At 42.8% G+C, this 16,413-nt stretch carries 16 protein-coding genes; 12 read left to right on the forward strand and 4 right to left on the reverse strand.

Annotation, left to right across the window (positions count from 1 at the left end):
- Positions 1 to 7: 7 nt before the first annotated feature.
- Together GZ22_RS04515 and GZ22_RS04520 are read right to left on the reverse strand one after the other, a co-directional pair.
- Positions 8 to 1,642 carry a putative ABC transporter permease subunit gene (locus GZ22_RS04515; protein WP_038559170.1) on the reverse strand — a complete coding sequence of 545 codons (1,635 nt, stop codon included), beginning with the start codon at positions 1,640 to 1,642 and terminating at the stop codon, positions 8 to 10.
- Complete coding sequence (locus GZ22_RS04520) at positions 1,635 to 2,357, reverse strand: ABC transporter ATP-binding protein (protein ID WP_038559173.1); 723 nt, start codon at positions 2,355 to 2,357, stop codon at positions 1,635 to 1,637. The genes GZ22_RS04515 and GZ22_RS04520 overlap by 8 nt, the downstream gene beginning before the upstream one ends.
- Positions 2,358 to 2,502: 145 nt before the next feature.
- Between GZ22_RS04520 and psiE the strand changes: the two genes are divergently transcribed.
- Positions 2,503 to 2,925 (forward strand): phosphate-starvation-inducible protein PsiE, encoded by a 423-nt coding sequence (gene psiE / locus GZ22_RS04525; RefSeq protein ID WP_038559176.1) that lies wholly within the window; start codon positions 2,503 to 2,505, stop codon positions 2,923 to 2,925.
- A 97-nt stretch (positions 2,926 to 3,022) separates the two neighbouring features.
- A complete protein-coding gene (gene map, locus GZ22_RS04530) occupies positions 3,023 to 3,778 on the forward strand; it encodes a type I methionyl aminopeptidase (protein ID WP_038559179.1) in 756 nt (251 codons plus the stop codon).
- Between the two features lie 35 nt (positions 3,779 to 3,813).
- Here map and GZ22_RS04535 read toward each other — a convergent pair whose 3' ends face one another.
- Positions 3,814 to 4,674: a cation diffusion facilitator family transporter gene (locus GZ22_RS04535; protein ID WP_038559182.1), complete on the reverse strand. Its 861-nt coding sequence runs from the start codon at positions 4,672 to 4,674 to the stop codon at positions 3,814 to 3,816.
- 118 nt (positions 4,675 to 4,792) lie between these two features.
- On the opposite strand from GZ22_RS04535, the gene GZ22_RS04540 reads away from it, so the two are divergent.
- The 6 genes from GZ22_RS04540 to GZ22_RS04565 all read left to right on the forward strand — a co-directional run bounded on the left by GZ22_RS04540 (position 4,793) and on the right by GZ22_RS04565 (position 9,641).
- Complete coding sequence (locus GZ22_RS04540) at positions 4,793 to 5,017, forward strand: hypothetical protein (protein WP_038559184.1); 225 nt, start codon at positions 4,793 to 4,795, stop codon at positions 5,015 to 5,017.
- An 89-nt stretch (positions 5,018 to 5,106) separates the two neighbouring features.
- Positions 5,107 to 6,375, forward strand: coding sequence for an MFS transporter (locus tag GZ22_RS04545; protein ID WP_038559187.1), 1,269 nt, complete (start codon positions 5,107 to 5,109; stop codon positions 6,373 to 6,375).
- 82 nt (positions 6,376 to 6,457) lie between these two features.
- Positions 6,458 to 6,697, forward strand: a complete 240-nt coding sequence (locus GZ22_RS04550; protein WP_038559189.1) for an IDEAL domain-containing protein — start codon at positions 6,458 to 6,460, stop codon at positions 6,695 to 6,697.
- A gap of 121 nt (positions 6,698 to 6,818) precedes the next feature.
- The gene (locus tag GZ22_RS04555; protein WP_038559192.1) at positions 6,819 to 7,658 is read left to right on the forward strand and encodes a M15 family metallopeptidase; all 840 of its coding nucleotides are present in this window, start codon (positions 6,819 to 6,821) and stop codon (positions 7,656 to 7,658) included.
- A 314-nt stretch (positions 7,659 to 7,972) separates the two neighbouring features.
- Entirely contained in the window at positions 7,973 to 9,358 is a 1,386-nt protein-coding gene (gene fumC, locus GZ22_RS04560) for a class II fumarate hydratase (RefSeq protein ID WP_038559195.1), read from the forward strand.
- A gap of 88 nt (positions 9,359 to 9,446) precedes the next feature.
- A complete protein-coding gene (locus tag GZ22_RS04565) occupies positions 9,447 to 9,641 on the forward strand; it encodes an alpha/beta-type small acid-soluble spore protein (RefSeq protein WP_038559197.1) in 195 nt (64 codons plus the stop codon).
- A 45-nt stretch (positions 9,642 to 9,686) separates the two neighbouring features.
- On the opposite strand, the gene GZ22_RS04570 is transcribed toward GZ22_RS04565, so the two are convergent.
- A complete protein-coding gene (locus GZ22_RS04570) occupies positions 9,687 to 10,568 on the reverse strand; it encodes a PucR family transcriptional regulator (RefSeq protein ID WP_038559200.1) in 882 nt (293 codons plus the stop codon).
- A gap of 92 nt (positions 10,569 to 10,660) precedes the next feature.
- Here GZ22_RS04570 and GZ22_RS04575 point away from each other — a divergent pair, with 92 nt between their 5' ends.
- From GZ22_RS04575 to GZ22_RS04590, 4 genes are all read left to right on the forward strand, one after another.
- Entirely contained in the window at positions 10,661 to 11,788 is a 1,128-nt protein-coding gene (locus GZ22_RS04575) for a DUF445 domain-containing protein (protein WP_038559202.1), read from the forward strand.
- 72 nt (positions 11,789 to 11,860) lie between these two features.
- Positions 11,861 to 12,211: a YlbF/YmcA family competence regulator gene (locus GZ22_RS04580; protein ID WP_038559205.1), complete on the forward strand. Its 351-nt coding sequence runs from the start codon at positions 11,861 to 11,863 to the stop codon at positions 12,209 to 12,211.
- Between the two features lie 116 nt (positions 12,212 to 12,327).
- Positions 12,328 to 13,557, forward strand: a complete 1,230-nt coding sequence (locus tag GZ22_RS04585) for a metallophosphoesterase family protein (RefSeq protein WP_038559208.1) — start codon at positions 12,328 to 12,330, stop codon at positions 13,555 to 13,557.
- Entirely contained in the window at positions 13,554 to 16,379 is a 2,826-nt protein-coding gene (locus tag GZ22_RS04590) for an ATP-binding protein (RefSeq protein WP_084160651.1), read from the forward strand. Before GZ22_RS04585 ends, GZ22_RS04590 begins: the two co-directional genes overlap by 4 nt.
- Positions 16,380 to 16,413 lie beyond the last annotated feature (34 nt).

A 16,413-nucleotide genomic window follows, 5' to 3' on the forward strand; every position in this document is an offset into this window, starting at 1 on the left:
CTTCTTTTTATCTTGAGAGACTCGTTCGGTCGGCAGTCTTCAGCAGCCTGCTGACAATATAAGTTAAGAGAACGATAACCACGCTGATCCATACCACAGTGACAATAAATGAAGCGATCATCGACATTTGCAGGATGAGCAGCAAAGCAAACAGGAAAACGAATGCACTCGCTGTTATTATGATAGACATTAAAGTTGCTAATCTGTTTTGAAATAGCTCTGTCTCTTCTGTCCACCCGAGCTTCGGATAAAGTAAATCGCTGACCATTCCGACTACTGTGACCGCAGAGTTAACAAGCAATGCGATGACTACCCATATCAAGGCTTCCCATAAATTCATCTGTATCACAGGTATAGCGATCACAAATAGAACAGTAAGGGGGAGCAAATTAATCAAAAACGCAGCTTGCAGCTTGGCAATGACAATTTGACGCATGGTTAATGGCAGAAATAAATGCGCTTCCCAGCTTTGCCCATCTTTTGAGAAACTGACGATGCTGATCGGATTTAATCCGACTGAGAAGACGTTTGCGAAAAGGATAACCACAAATAACATGCTGCCGCTTATTCCTTCAATCATGGTTGTAGCAGAAGCAAAATCACCCATGAAGAAGATGACGACCAATAATGCAGGCATAACGAAAGCGCCAGCGACACATTGCAGGAAAAACGTCGGTGTCCGAAAGATGGTCTGTATTTCTTTGGCGCGATATGCACTGATTACCGACTTTGGTTTACGACCTAGACCTTTGCCATTGAATACTTTGCCAGAACCAGTATTAAGACCTAATGCGCCCTTCATATAGAACTTCTGCGCAGCTGCAAAGAACAGCAGCCCCGCGGCTATTGCAAGCAGTAATACGATGACAAAGTAAAAGAGGCTTTGCCAGGATCCTGCAGTTGTAAGTATATATGACATCAGTGATGCAGGAGGGTAATACAATGTTGCCATCTGCAGCAATCCGCCTTTTTCGGCATTGTCAGCTATCACTTGTGCGATTTGCTCTGGATCTTGCTGTAAGCGTAAGACGACATTCAGCAGAATGATTAATACAAATCCGATAATACCGCCGATGACCTTACTTCTATCCTTGTTCTTTCCTTTATTGACGAACTGCATGGCGAACATGACAACAGCAGCCGCTAACGCATAAGGTATAGTTGGAATCAGGAAGAAAAGAAGCAGGACATATACATAATACATAAAGCCAGCGCCGCTTAATGTGCCATAGAAAATAGTGACAGGTAAATACATAGCAGCTGTAAGCAAATAGACATAAATTAGCGGATTCAGCGACTTGGCGATAAGCAGCTGATAAGAGTGGACCGGCAAATGAAGGAATGACGTAATATCCTCCGTAAAATAGAACGTATTCATGATTAACATTAGCGATAGGATGAAAATGAGGAAGAAATTCATCAAGAATAAGGTGCCTAAAATTGCATCGGTATTACCGGACGGTTCCAGTAAGCTGTACATGACATCAATAATCTGCAACATATATCCGCCGAACATCATAGCAAGAAACAGAAGTCCGATTATACCGAATACCAATCCGATAACTACACTCGGTTTTTGGAATGCGTTGGCATACTGCATCTTGAGCTGAATACGGATGAGGGATCGGATCGGTTTATGCATCCTGAGTCAGCTCCAGGAAGATATGCTCCAAGCTATCATCTGATTGGAACCTCTCCCGCATTTCTGGTAATGTACCTTGGAAAAGAAGCTCACCTTTCCGAATAATGGCGACTTCATCACAAAGCTGTTCAACAACCTCTAATACATGAGAGGAGAAAAAGACCGTATTACCGTTCGCTGCATGATTTCGCATCAGTTCTTTCAATTGATAAGACGATTTCGGATCTAATCCAGTCATTGGCTCATCGAGAATCCAGACAGATGGCTGCTGTACGAGCATGCCGGTTATGAACAACTTCTGCCGCATACCATGCGAATATGTTTTAATCTGATCTCCCAATGCCTCGTAGATACTGAACATCTTACTGTATTCCTCAATTCTTGCTTCTCTCACATCGAAAGCAATCCCATAAATATCACTTAGGAAATGAAGATAATCCAATCCTTTAAGCCTCAAAAATAAATCGGGGCTATCCGGAACGTAGCCGAATTCTTGTTTCGCAGCGATTGTATCCGAAGTAATGTCCTTCCCATTAATGGTGATTGTCCCTGAATCAACTGGCAGAATACCAGTCACCATTTTAATCGTGGTGGACTTACCGGCGCCGTTCGGTCCCAGAAAACCAAATATCTTACCAGTAGGCACTGTTAAACTGACGTCGCTGACAGCCTTCTTATTTCCATATTGCTTATGTACATGATCAATTTGAATCACTACATGACCTCCTTGTCTATTACTTCCATTCTGTCTTTTCTTTTCCAATTATTCAAGGGTATCTCGTATAAAAAAAGCCTATATCTTCGGCGCATATAATTTTGCTCCCGCCAGTATATTTAAGACAAGCATAGGAGGGAGAAAAATGCGGGAACTGCAAAAGAAAACAGCATTTATCGCTGTATTTCTGCAAATGATATTGAATATTACCTTGACCATCCTTGCAATGATCCTTGTTGTCTTCCTGTTAAAGAAAACAGTATTTATTTTTGATGTACTGCTTATCCGTAATGAAGAGGTAAGTTATTTTTATTTGGCGGAAGGTATTATCGTTTATTTTCTCTATTTTGAGTTCATTAGTTTAATCATCAAGTACTTTACGCATGACTACCATTTTCCGCTTCGCTACTTTATCTACATAGGAATTACTGCAATCATTCGGCTCATTATCATTGACCACGAAAATCCGCTCACAATCCTTTTGTATGCGTTGGCAATAGTCTTGCTTGTATTTGCTTTGCTGATTGCCAACCATTCTAATATAAAGGACAATGAACCGTTGGATTGATTAAAGTAAACAACGTAACGATTTAAAGGATTTGGCATAATATGATACACTCTATAGTGGAAAAGTAAGCTTTGCCGTCAGAAAGGAAGAGAAACAAATGATTAATCGCAAAAGTGTGCGTGAGATAGAAATGATGCGTGCAGCAGGAAAGCTGCTTGCCGATATTCATAAAGAAATTCGTAACATGATTAAACCAGGAATCACAACAATGGAAATCGATTCATTCGTGGAAGATTATTTGGCTAAGCATGGCGCAACAGCTGAGCAGAAGGGCTACAATGGCTATGCGTATGCAACTTGTGCTTCTATAAATGATGAGATCTGTCACGGATTCCCAAGAAAACAGCCATTGAAAAATGGTGATATCGTAACAATCGATATGGTCGTTAATTTAAACGGAGGTTTAGCTGATTCTGCCTGGACTTATGGTGTCGGCGAAATCAGTGAAGCAGCACAGCGTCTGCTGGATATAACGAAGGAATCTTTGTACAAAGGAATTGAAAAAGCACAGCCTGGTGCCAGAATTGGTGATATAGGCCATGCAATTCAACAATTTGCAGAGGGAGAAGGCTATTCTGTTGTACGTGACTTCACAGGACACGGAATTGGACCAACTATCCATGAAGAACCGCATATTCCTCATTTCGGTTTGCCGAATAAAGGACCTCGTTTGAAAGAAGGAATGGTCATAACAATCGAACCGATGCTTAATATCGGCGAATGGGGCAGCCAGATGGATGACAATAATTGGACTGCTAGAACGGTCGACGGTTCTTTATCTGCTCAATATGAACATACAATCGTCATCACAAAAGATGGCCCAGTCATCCTAACAAATCAAGACGAAGAATAAAGAGAAGCCTATACCGCGCCGGTATAGGCTTTTTTCTATGGCTCAATATGGATAAAAGTATGAAAGATGTCATGCTTCTTAATGAGGAGCTTTTCCAATCTTTCGGTGATGGCATGGCTTTCTTTCACATTGAGGGAGGCATCGACCCGGATGATGACATCAACAAGGGATTGGTTGCCGTGCAATCTTGCTTTGATTTCGACTACCTCAAGAACATCTTTATCCTCGAGAATACTGTGACGGATCTTCAATAACCTGTCCACATCATATCCATCGGTAAGCGAATACGTTGCATCGTAAAAAATATCCCATGCCGTCTTACAGATTAATATTCCAACAACGAATCCTGCCAGCGGATCAAGCCAATAAAAACCGAACTGAGCTCCGAAGATTCCCACGAAAGCACCTATACTGACCATTCCGTCAGATCTATTATCTTGTGCAGCAGCCATAAGTGCAGGGCTTTGAATTCGTTTGGCCAGGGCGTAGTTGTAACGGTATACCAGCATCATAACAAAAGCTGCTCCTAAGGCTGTCCAGCCTGTCAGCATATCAGGCTGGACATAATCTGGTTCCATTAAACGCTCAAGAGTATCGAATAATACATGCAGTCCAACCGAGATCATAATAAAAGCTGCAACAAGCGATGCGATGGTCTCCGCTCGGAAATGCCCATATCTATGATCAGTGTCAGGCGGTTTGCGGGAGATGCGCAGTCCAATCAGCACGGCAACAGAAGCTACGACATCCGTTGTATTATTCAGCCCGTCGGCAAGCAAGGCATCTGAATCTCCAATGTAGGCGACAAGCAATTTGATAAAGGATAGCAGCAAATAAGCTGCGATACTAAGCAAAGCTCCTTTCTCACCAGCTTTCAGATTATCGTACTGGCCCATATGTAAAGTTTCCTCCGATCTAATTCTGGAGCAGGAACGGTTAGTGCATGTCCAGAATGGGTACAAGATAGTACATTATATTCTTATGTTTGATCATTATACGAAGGGGTTGAAAAAAATGAGCCAGGAAAAGATCATTATTGAAGGCAGCTTGGAAGGGGTACGGTTTTACAAGGAACTGGATATCGTGATCGGCCCCGAGGCAGAGACACCGGAGCGAGCGATTATTCGCTTTTACGGAAGCGAGGCAGAGAACTTCGAGAAGCTCGCCCGAGAACAAGGCTGGCGCAATTGTTACTGGACTTATGCAGATAATCAAGCCCTGCTGCAGCAGGCAAATTAAACCCAGATTTATCTGGGTTTTTTTCATTACATAAAAAACTCCTGTCTTGCAAAAAATGAAAGTAGTATGTGAAAGGCAGGAGACGACATATGGGTGAAAGAAATGCGTCATCAAGTCAATCAGGTAAATCACCAAAGGATATGCGCTGGGCAATTGTAGCATTGGCTTCCATTCCCTTGATAATGACGCTTGGGAACAGCATGCTGCTGCCTGTGCTTCCGTTAATGGAAGAGGAATTGAATATAACTAAACTTCAATCAAGTTTTATCATTACATTCTATTCCATTGTAGCTATTATATTCATTCCGATTGCCGGCTTTCTATCTGATCGTTTCGGACGCAAAGCGGTCATTCTACCTTCACTCGTCATTGCTGGTGCAGGCGGTCTCATAGCTGGAATCTTTTCTGTTGGCAGTGATAGTCCGTATCTTTGGATTCTAATTGGAAGGATCCTTCAAGGGATAGGAGTTGCAGGTGCAGCACCAGTTGTACTACCGCTTGTCGGTGATATGTTCGAAAAAGATGAAGATGTAAGTGCCACACTTGGTATTGTCGAAACGGCCAATACTTTCGGGAAGGTATTAAGTCCTGTACTAGGAGCGCTGCTTGCGGGGTTTCTTTGGTATATGCCTTTTTACGCAATCCCTGTTTTTTGTGCGATCTCTTTCTTATTAGTCCTCTTCCTTATTAAGAAGCCAAAAGATGATAAGAAAGGCAATGATTTTAAAACGTTTCTGAAAAACACGAAGGCGACATTCCATGAACATGGCGGCTGGCTGACTGCTACTTTTCTAATAGGTGCCATCCTTATGTTTCTTCTTTTCGGCATCCTCTTCTATTTAAGCACGGTATTAGAAGAAAAGTATGGAATGCACGGCATACTTAAGGGAGCGGTTTTAGCTATACCACTGGCAGCATTGTGTCTGGCATCCTATCTGACGGGTAAATGGATTAAGAGCAATGGTAAACTGATGAAATGGATTATATTCACAGGAGTTGTTGCTGCAGGTGTTGTTACAATAGCACTCTATTTCTCAAAGGGAATTGTCTTTATGATGGCAGTATTCCTTATCGCAGGTGTAGGAATTGGAGCAGGTCTGCCTTGTTTAGATTCTTTGGTGACAAGCAATATGGAAAAGGATGTTCGAGGGACCATCACCTCATTGTTAAGTGCAATGCGGTATGTGGGCGTTGCCGCCGGTCCGCCTGTAGTTGCTATTTTATTAAGAGTGGATTTTATCTGGCTAATCGTTACATTTGCAGGTGCGGCCTTTATTGCAGCTTTACTCACATTGAAATTCGTCAAGCCGCCTGATCCGGATGAACAAAAGCATCACCCTGTTCCGCATTTACATTAATTTAACGAACAAATCAGAAAATTGTTGCAAAATTAATGTGAATCCAGCATAATGGAAAAAAGGAACCAGGGGGAATCGTTCCATGAAAAAGCATAAAGTTGTCTATCGTCTGCAAAGAACGAAGAGGAAGCGTGCTTATGTTACTGCTAAACGGGAGATTTCGTTTGAAGTGAAGCTGGCCACAAGACTTATGCTGGATGAATTTTATTTTACCTGGAACAAGAATAGACTGGAAGCCCAAATCAATGAGTGTATTGACCAAAGAGATGCGGAACGATTCAAGGAGTTAAGTGCAGCTTACCGCCCCTATACTTTCGAATAATATAGAATTTTACAGGATCTGTTTTGTCATGGGACAAGGCAGGTCTTTTTACGTGCGAAAATATTTGGCACCTATGCTATAATATCCTCAAAACTAGATGAACGAAGAGGAGATTTTAGAAATGAAGCGTTTGATGCTGTTTGCTGCGCTTAGCGCTGTGTTAATTGCAGCTGGATGTCAAAACCAGCAAACAAGCCAGAATCAAGACACAAATGAAAATAAGACTGTTGATAAGCAGACGGAGAACCAGCAGGCAGAACAGTCGCAGGAAGAAGATACTGCTGCTGAGGATCAGACAGCTGATACAAAGCCTGATCAGCATCAGGAAGAAGCGGAAGATGTGGTAGGCTCAATCGAGAAACCTGTAACGGTAGATAATCCGGATAGTATCGAAGTTGTCGTAAACAAAACCAGGAAGTTTCCGGATGGCTGGGAACCAAAGGACTTAGTCGAGCCAGACGTACCGTTTTACTTCAGTGAGCATCTAGAGAAGCGGAAAATGCGCAAAGAAGCAGCTGAAGCATTGGAGGAGCTGTTCGCCGCTTCCCAAAAGGACGGGATGGAACTGGTCGCTGCAAGCGGGTACAGATCTGAAGAAAGACAAAAAGAAATTTATGAGAATAACGTAGCAACCCAAGGGCAGGAAGAAACTGATAAAGTATCGTCAAGACCTGGCCGGAGTGAGCATCAAACAGGGCTTGCTATTGATTTGACATCTGCCGAGATGGCATTAGCGCTGGAGGAAACGTTCATCGATACAGATGAAGGAAAATGGCTGGCGGAGCATGCTCATGAATATGGTTATATTATTCGTTATCCAGAAGGAAAATCCGATATTACCGGTTACAGCTATGAACCATGGCACATCCGCTACGTCGGAAAAGATCTGGCGAAGCAAATATATGAAGAAGATACAACATTGGAAGAACACTTCCAAATGGAGTCTGATCTTAAGAGCTGAAAAAGAGCCACTGTCCTAATGGGCAGTGGCTCCAATTTATGTGATGGGAGGTCACATACAGATTTAGCGGCATAACTGGTATGCCATAGACTTACATGTCAGATGTGCTTATAGATGCTGCACGAAATAAATTGATTGATTATTAACTCAACTCGATTCTAACATATTGTAAACAGGAAAGGTAGCGAAATTATTAAATTTTTTCAAAAATGAAAAGATGGCCAACCTTCCGAAGATGATAGCCGCAAAGTATAAGATAATTTGTTACAATAAAGGTGCCTTATCAAATGAAGATTTTGGAGAGGGGAAGTAAAATGGAATTTCGTGTGGAGAAAGATACAATTGGTGAAATTCAGGTACCTGCAGACAAGTTTTGGGGAGCGCAAACGCAGCGCAGCAGAGAGAATTTTCCGATTGGTTCAGAAAGAATGCCAAAAGAAATTGTATACGCTTTCGCTTTACTTAAGAAAAGTGCTGCAAAAGCCAATTATGATTTAGGTTTGCTGGAAAAAGATAAAAGTGATGCAATCGGCTATGCGGCGGATCAAATTACTAGCGGTGAGCTGGATGATCATTTTCCGTTAGTTGTCTGGCAGACAGGCAGCGGGACACAATCGAATATGAACGTTAATGAAGTTATCGCTTTTGTCGGAAACAAGTGGCTTGAGGAACAAGGAAAAGAAGTGCGTTTGCATCCAAATGATGATGTCAACAAGTCTCAAAGCTCAAATGATACTTATCCGACAGCTCTACATATAGCTGCTGTTACACAGCTGGAAGATACGGTATTACCTGCTTTAAATCAGCTCAAAAAAACGCTGAAGGAAAAATCTGATGCCTATCAGGATATCGTGAAAATAGGTCGTACTCATTTACAGGACGCAACACCGCTTACGCTCGGACAGGAAATCAGCGGCTGGCATCGTATGCTGGAAAAGTCGGAACAGATGATTAAGACAAGCATTCCCTTTGTTCAAGAGCTGGCTATTGGTGGAACAGCAGTCGGAACAGGCTTGAATGCTCATCCTGAATTCTCGGAGAAGGTTTGTAAGGAACTATCGGAGGCTACTGGTAAAGAATTCAGTTCAGCAGTGAATAAGTTTCATGCTTTGACAAGTCATGATGAAATTGTGTATGCGCATGGTGCGCTGAAGGGTCTTGCAGCAGATATGATGAAGATCGCCAATGATGTGCGCTGGCTGGCAAGCGGGCCACGCTGCGGAATTGGTGAAATTGAGATTCCGGCTAACGAACCTGGCAGCTCCATAATGCCTGGTAAGGTCAATCCAACTCAAAGCGAAGCAGTTACCATGGTAGCTGTTCAAGTCATGGGTAATGATGCCGCAATTGGTTTTGCAGCCAGCCAAGGAAATTTCGAATTGAATGTATTCAAACCGGTTATTGCTTATAACTTCATTCAATCTGCACAGCTTTTGGCTGATAGTATGCTGTCATTCAATGATCGCTGTGCGGTTGGACTTGAACCGAACCGAGAAAAGATTGCAAAGAATCTTCAGGATAGTTTAATGCTTGTGACAGCTTTGAATCCGCATATCGGTTATGAAAATGCTGCAAAGATCGCTAAAACAGCATTTGCGGAAAATACAACACTAAAAGAAGCAGCAATCGCTAGCGGTTTGCTTACTGAAGAACAATTCGATTCCTACATTAAACCTGAGGAAATGACCTATCCGAAGTAAATTACCATGATTGACCAGAAGTTCCAATAACTAAGCCTGATAAAAAGCGCCTTCTTGCCCAAACTATAGGCATAGGAGGTGAACAAACATGGCGAACACAAACGATTTGGTAGTACCAGGCGTACAACAAGCAATTGATCAAATGAAATATGAAATCGCACAAGAATTCGGTGTATCTCTAGGCGGTAACGAAACTTCCCGTGCTAACGGTTCTGTTGGTGGAGAGATCACAAAACGTCTTGTAGCATCTGCACAGTCTCAGCTTAGCGGCGGTCAATTCTAATTTCATATCGATGGCAAGAGAGGCACCGTTTCGGTGCCTCTTTCTTTATGGAAGGTTATGCAAAGCCAAATAAAGCGCAAAAGCATCCTGGAATTTCCGGATGTCGAGACCAGTTTTTTCTGTTAGTTTGTCCAAACGATAATTCAAGCTATTGCGGTGTATGTACAGCTTTTTCGCTGTAAGGGTAAGATTTTGATTGCAAGAGAAATACATTCGAACTGTCCGCAGCAATTCTTCGTCCTCATTCAATCCTTGCAAAATGTGATGCATGATATACTGTCGATCTATCTCCGGGAGCAGCATACTTACCAATTGCGGTACAGCATCATGAAAATGAAGAACATGTTTTGCTGATTGGGAGGAAACCTGTCTGTAAGCTGCAAGCAGCCAATCGTATTGCTCAGAGGCGTCTTTTACAGAATGCAGCCAAGGGCTTACGAATAATCGGATTGGGACAGATAAATCATACATAAGCATATCAACCACTTCTTCATATAAAATAGTTTCTGCTTGACGGCTTTCAACCAGTACTCCTGTATGTTTTGTAAACCAGATGTATGCAAGCGGATGATCGGTCAGACTGTCCATTGCTTCCCTGAACACCTCTGGTTTAATGTGCCCTTCTATGGTAAAGAAAATGAAGCGGCAGCCGGACGCATATAATGGATTCACGTTTAATTCAGCCGTCATTTTATCGCCGTGAAGCAGCTGATACCACGCTGTATCTGTACTGCTGCCAATTGGTATAGTGATCGGTGAACCAAGATGATGAAGTAAGGCAAGCTCGCGTTCGTTCAGTTGATTGGCGGGCAAACCTACAATCTCGCCATCCTCTAATCGAAACCAATGATGTGTATTTACATCGAGTCCATTAAGGCTGTCTGCCGTTTTGATACCCGAAAATAGTTTTTCTAGTTCTTCCAGCATACGCACTTCTCCTATCCATACAATCTGTTTCTTTGTAATTGGTGTTAATTGTATTATACTAAAACCGAAGTAAACAGAAAGGTCGATACAACATGAATAGTGGAGATATTTGGTTGATTTTGTCCATGGCGCTTATCGGTGCCTTGATTGGCGGTATCACGAATTACTTGGCGATTAAGATGCTGTTTAAGCCCCATCGCGCTATATATATAGGGAAATGGCGAGTCCCATTTACCCCGGGATTAATTCCTAAACGCAGGAGTGACTTGGCACGTTCGCTTGGAAAAACGGTTGTGGATCATTTACTCACGCCCAAAGGCATGCAAGCAAGACTGATTGATGAAAGCTTTCAAATGAAGGTCAACACATGGGCGAAGCGCGAATTGTTTCGCTTTCTCCGTTCGGAGCGTACGCCTCGGCAGCTGCTGTCTGATTTGAATATAACTGTGATATCAGATGATCTTCATACAAAGACTGCATCATTATTAAAAACACAGTTGGAAAAACAGTCAGAAAAGAAACTAGGCAGTCTGTTGCCAGATGAATTGAAACAAAAGACAGAGATTGCAGCCGATAAGGCTGCTTCGCATATTCAGCAGATGCTCGTAACTTATGTGGACAGCTATGATGGACGGCGGAAAATACAGGAGCTTGTCCAAAGCTTTCTGCAAGGCAGAGGTTTTCTTGGCAGTATGCTGTCCTCCTTCATGGATCCTAACAGTGCTGTCGATAAAATTCAGCCCGTTATCATAGAGTCGGTCGGTGCAGAAGGCACTCATCGCTGGCTGCATCAGTTGCTTGCAGATGAGCTGAATAAATTGATGAACAAGAAGGTAGGCCAAGTGACAGAATCAATCGGCCAAGATACGCTGGATGAGGCTATCCAGCAAGTGGTCAGAAAGTCGATACCATTTGATGAGATGCTAGATACACCGATGAAAGTGTATATGCAAAACCTACAAGACGATGTAATTGAAGAGAAACTGACTAGGGTGGTGGGACAAGTCCTTCAGCGTCTCTCTGAGCAGATTCCGGTCATCATGGAACAACTTGAGCTTGCCAAAATGGTTGAAAAAGAAGTATCCGGCTTCCCGCTGGAACGAGTTGAAGAACTAGTCTTGGCTATCTCCAATAAAGAATTTAAGCTGATTACATACCTTGGATTCCTTTTGGGCGGTATCATTGGAATCGTTCAAGGTATTATCGCACTCTTTATCTGATGGCTCGAACTATACAGCGCTCTATCGGTTTGTTATAGTGGAACTTGAGTAAAAATGAGGAGGTACGTACCCATGGCTAATATGTACGATCATGCGTATGACTTAGAAAAAGCAATCCGTGAAAGTGAAGAATTCAAAGGCTTGAAAGCCGCTTATGATACGGTAATGAACGATCCATCTTCTAAAGAGATGTTCGAAAACTTCCGTAACATCCAACTTGAATTGCAGCAAAAGCAAATGCAAGGACAGGAAATTACAGAAGAAGAAGTACAAAAAGCACAAAGCGTAGTACAAGTAGTTCAGCAGGACGAACAGATTGCGAAATTGATGGAACAAGAACAGCGTCTGAACATTGCGATCAACGATATCAGCCGTATCATCACAAAACCTTTGGAAGAGCTTTACGGTCAGCCAGAGGAGTAAGCAATAACCTCTTTGCCATTTGGCAAGGAGGTTTTCTTTTTGTTTTTAAAACCGAACGTGCATTCGTAAAGAGTGCGTGCTACTATAGAAGCAAACGACTATAGGAAGGAAACGTTATGCCGCCTAAACTAACATTTATCCATGCTGCTGATCTTCATCTGGATAGCCTAATGGAAGGGTTGACTGCTGCGCACCCTGCGATGAAAAGCCGTTTGCAGGACAGTACCTTTCAATCCTTGAAACAGCTAGTACAGTGTGCCATTACAAATAAAGTGGATTTTGTCTTACTGGCAGGAGATATCTTCGATTCCAACAGACAATCTCTCAAAGCACTCGTTGCCTTGCGGGAAGCTTGTAAAGAACTGCAAAAGCACAGTATTGATGTGTACATGCAGTACGGAAATCATGATTTTACTGGGAAAAAACCAATGATGAAATACCCGAACAATGTACATATTTTTCAATCGGAAAAAGTGGAAACATTCTTCTATGAGAAAAATGGCGAGCCAGTAGCGGCAATCCATGGCTTCAGTTATACGACGAGACATATTAGATCAAGAAAAGCGCTGGAATACGAATCTAAAGGAGATGGAATTTACCAGATAGGCATGCTCCATGCTAGTTTGGGTACTGGAAGTGCAGCAGATATTTATGCTCCCTTCAGCTTAGATGAGCTGAGACAAGCTGGTTTTGATTATTGGGCGCTGGGGCATATCCACAAGCGTGAAGTATTGTCCGATCAGCCCCCAATTGTCTACTCAGGAAATATCCAAGGCAGACATCGTAAAGAATCTGGAGAGAAGGGCTGTTATTTGGTCGAGTTGGAGGGGCAATCCTGTGCCATGACGTTTCTTCCTCTGCAGGATATACGATTTGAAACAGTGGATGTGGAAGTCAAAGAAGGAACAGCATTATATGATTTGGAGCAGGATGTACTGAATAGCTGTATGAATTGGGAGGACGCATTTGGAGAGGCTGTGCTCCACATAATCTTCCATGGTCCTGCACATCTGTTGATGCGATGGAACCAGGAGGAACGTTTGGAAGAATTACTTGAGATTGTCAATGAGCAGCAGCAAAGTCTTGGCAGCCAGCTCATACTTGCTGGTTTTTCTGTTCAGGCAACTCTTGACATGAAGGAAGAACTGCTTCTCGAGCGTAATGATTTCACTGCTGCTCTGTACACTACTACCTATTCAGCGAATGATATGACACATAGTTTGGAGGAGCTGATGGGAAATCGTCAATTCCGTAAAATCAAGCAGTCTTATTCTGAGGAAGAATTACAGGAGATGCTGGAGGAAGCAAAACAACTGCTGCTCCAAACCTTATTGGAGGTAGAATGACGATGCAAATTAGCGGCGGACATATTTATGATTTCGGCAAATGGCATGAATATACTTTCGATTTCGAAGACAGCTCGCTTGTTATCATCCAGGGAGAGAATGAAGCAGGTAAATCCACCATAAAAGCCTTTCTTATCTATATATTATTCGGGATGCGTTCACGAGAAATTGAATCATATAGACCAAGGACTGGCGGTACTCCAGGTGGACGACTCAACCTTCGTTTTCCTGATGGCGAAGTAGTTGTCGAACGGATCCTGGACCAGCATAATGGTCAGGCTGTATGCTATGTAGGCTCTGAGCAAAAAGATCAGCAGTGGCTGGAAAACAAGCTTGATGGTATGGATGCTTCTATATTTCGCCAAGTTTTCACTTTGGATACGGAGGCACTTGTTTCCTTGCAGCTGACTGACAAGGAACAACTGGGAAAAGTATTATTGGATGCAGGACAGACAGGCTCAGCCGATGTTCATAAGCTGGAGAAAAAGCTTCAGCAGGAATTGCAGCAGTTATTCCGACCACAGGGAAGGAAGCCTAAAATAAATGCAATGCTGCATGCCTTTTCTGAACAGGAACGCCTTGTACAGGAGCTTACTGATAGGGAAGCTGCTTATCTTCCGGATAAAGAAAAATTACAGGAAATACTAGAAAAAACAGATGAGTTACAGAAGAGGAAGGCAGAGCTACGCGCACAGATTAGTGTTCAAAAACAAGTATTGCAAGCTATTCCGTGGCAGAAGAAAGAAGCTTTCGCAAAGGAACAGCTAAAGCAGCTGGCAAGTGTGGAGACATTCCCTTCTGATGGGATTGCGCAGCAGCAGCAAATTCAACAGCAGCTTCAGCCCTTGGAAGCTCAATTTCATGTTCACACGAAGGAATCTGCTTCGATACATAAGGATTTAGTTTCAGCAGAGGATCAACTGTTGAAAGATGAATTGTATAAGGAACTATACCAACTGGCAGCTAAGACAGATTGGACAGCTGATATGAAACGTACACAACTATTGGAGGAAGAGCGTTATAAACTTCAAAACCAATTAGCTAGTGCACATGTAAGCTATCCTTACCCGGATGAATTCGATTGGAATTCATATATTGCCGAAGCAACTGGGGAATGGCGTCTGCTTCAGGAAAAAATGATGATATTGGATGCAGAGAGTGAGCGTATTCAACAGTCTATTGCTGCGAAGAGGCAGGAAATAGATAAGGTAGATCATTTGCAGGATAGAATCCACCAGAGCTTGATTTCTGAAAAGGAATATCGAGAACTTCACACCAAGAAGGACACAAAACGTGCAGAAAAAGATATATCTAAAGTAGCATTTTCTCCGATTGGCCTCTTGCTAGTTTTTGCGGTGCTATTAAGTGGTATTGGTATTCTAACTGCAAATTGGATTTTAGCTGGAAGTGGAATTCTTTTGCTGGTTGGTGCTGTTATGCATTGGCGCTTTGGACATCAGCCTAACAATCAGCCAGGGAGTTCTTCCTATGCTTCCGAAAAACTGGCAGAACAGCAGGAACTTCGAGTCCGCTGGCGTCAATTGGAGGAGCAGCGTAACCCTTTGGAAGTACAGCTTATGGAATTACAGCAGTCTTATTCAATGCAGATCAAAAATAGAGAGAAACTTGAGCAAGAAACTGCTATGCACATTGAGAAGTTTTCTTTCTTAACAGATGTTCCGCTAGTACATTGGGAGAAAGCCGTCCAGGAGTGGAAAACAAAAGAGCAGCTGGCAGGTATGCTGCACAAGGTAAATCAAGAGTATGAAGAGCGGCAGCTACACTATACGAGTACTATTGACCGGCTACGCGACATATTGAATTTGCCGATGGATTTACCATCAGCGAAAACAATTGAACAAGCAGAATATGTGATCGAGACACAGCAAAAGCTAAGGCATACAAAGGAGCAGCTGCTTGATCGCCAGCAGGATATTCAGCAGCACATACAAAAGTTGGATAAGCAGCTTAAACCTTTACAGGAGCAAAAGGCAAATCTGTTTGCAAATGCCGGAGCCAAAGATGACAAACAGTTCGTATATTTAGCTGAGCAATATCGAATAAAAACGCAGCTTATGGAAGAATTGGAGCACTATCAATTGCAAATACGAGCTATCCTGCCTGACCAACATTTTTCAGCAGAAGAAATGGAACATAAACAGGATAAGGTGGAGCAAGTGATTGCCAGTCTCGAAACGGAACAGGAGTTTGTGGAAGAAGAACTAGATAAACATCGACAGCGTGCGGCTACACTACAAGTCAAGCTGGCTGATCTTGAGTCGGATACGACAGCTTCGGCGGCTTATCATGAGCTGCAGGGACAAAAGCAAGTGTTAACAACAGCTGGACGAAAGTGGGCTGTGCGAAAACTTGCTTATGATATGCTTTATCAAACAAAAAGGACGTTTCAGGAAGAGAGATTCCCAAGAGTCCTTAGTGAAGCGAGCAGTTTATTTTCAAAGGTGGCAGATCAGTATAAGGGGCTTGTGCTAACAGAGACAGGAAGCTTGGTTGTAAAGGATCGGTACAGCAGAAATATTGCTGTGGAGCAGCTCTCCAGGGGGACGATTGAACAGCTGTATCTTTGTCTGCGGCTTGCACTCTCCCGACATCTTGGGGTACAGCAGAGCTTTCCGTTATTGATTGACGATGCATTCAGCCACACAGATCATGAAAGAAGGGAACGCTTTCTCCCAATACTGCAGGCTGCTGCAGACGTGCAGCAGATCATTTTATTCACTTGGGAACAACCGACATTTGAATGGACTAGCCAATCTAAATTGCTTCATCTTGAAAAAACGCAGAAAACTGGTTTATGGTAGCGTTTTAGCATTCGCAAAAAGGTAACAATAATGG

The sequence above is a fragment of the Terribacillus saccharophilus genome (genome assembly GCF_000725365.1).
Lineage (GTDB): Bacteria > Bacillota > Bacilli > Bacillales > Amphibacillaceae > Terribacillus > Terribacillus saccharophilus.

Bases quoted from the DNA above. Each gene is read 5' to 3' on its own strand.
- GZ22_RS04515 (WP_038559170.1), bottom strand. From the start codon at position 1,642: ATGCATAAACCGATCCGATCCCTCATCCGTATTCAGCTCAAGATGCAG.
- psiE (WP_038559176.1), top strand. From the start codon at position 2,503: ATGCGGGAACTGCAAAAGAAAACAGCATTTATCGCTGTATTTCTGCAA.
- map (WP_038559179.1), top strand. From the start codon at position 3,023: ATGATTAATCGCAAAAGTGTGCGTGAGATAGAAATGATGCGTGCAGCA.
- GZ22_RS04535 (WP_038559182.1), bottom strand. From the start codon at position 4,674: ATGGGCCAGTACGATAATCTGAAAGCTGGTGAGAAAGGAGCTTTGCTT.
- GZ22_RS04540 (WP_038559184.1), top strand. From the start codon at position 4,793: ATGAGCCAGGAAAAGATCATTATTGAAGGCAGCTTGGAAGGGGTACGG.
- GZ22_RS04545 (WP_038559187.1), top strand. From the start codon at position 5,107: ATGGGTGAAAGAAATGCGTCATCAAGTCAATCAGGTAAATCACCAAAG.
- GZ22_RS04550 (WP_038559189.1), top strand. From the start codon at position 6,458: ATGAAAAAGCATAAAGTTGTCTATCGTCTGCAAAGAACGAAGAGGAAG.
- GZ22_RS04555 (WP_038559192.1), top strand. From the start codon at position 6,819: ATGAAGCGTTTGATGCTGTTTGCTGCGCTTAGCGCTGTGTTAATTGCA.
- fumC (WP_038559195.1), top strand. From the start codon at position 7,973: ATGGAATTTCGTGTGGAGAAAGATACAATTGGTGAAATTCAGGTACCT.
- GZ22_RS04565 (WP_038559197.1), top strand. From the start codon at position 9,447: ATGGCGAACACAAACGATTTGGTAGTACCAGGCGTACAACAAGCAATT.
- GZ22_RS04570 (WP_038559200.1), bottom strand. From the start codon at position 10,568: ATGCTGGAAGAACTAGAAAAACTATTTTCGGGTATCAAAACGGCAGAC.
- GZ22_RS04575 (WP_038559202.1), top strand. From the start codon at position 10,661: ATGAATAGTGGAGATATTTGGTTGATTTTGTCCATGGCGCTTATCGGT.
- GZ22_RS04580 (WP_038559205.1), top strand. From the start codon at position 11,861: ATGGCTAATATGTACGATCATGCGTATGACTTAGAAAAAGCAATCCGT.
- GZ22_RS04585 (WP_038559208.1), top strand. From the start codon at position 12,328: ATGCCGCCTAAACTAACATTTATCCATGCTGCTGATCTTCATCTGGAT.
- GZ22_RS04590 (WP_084160651.1), top strand. From the start codon at position 13,554: ATGACGATGCAAATTAGCGGCGGACATATTTATGATTTCGGCAAATGG.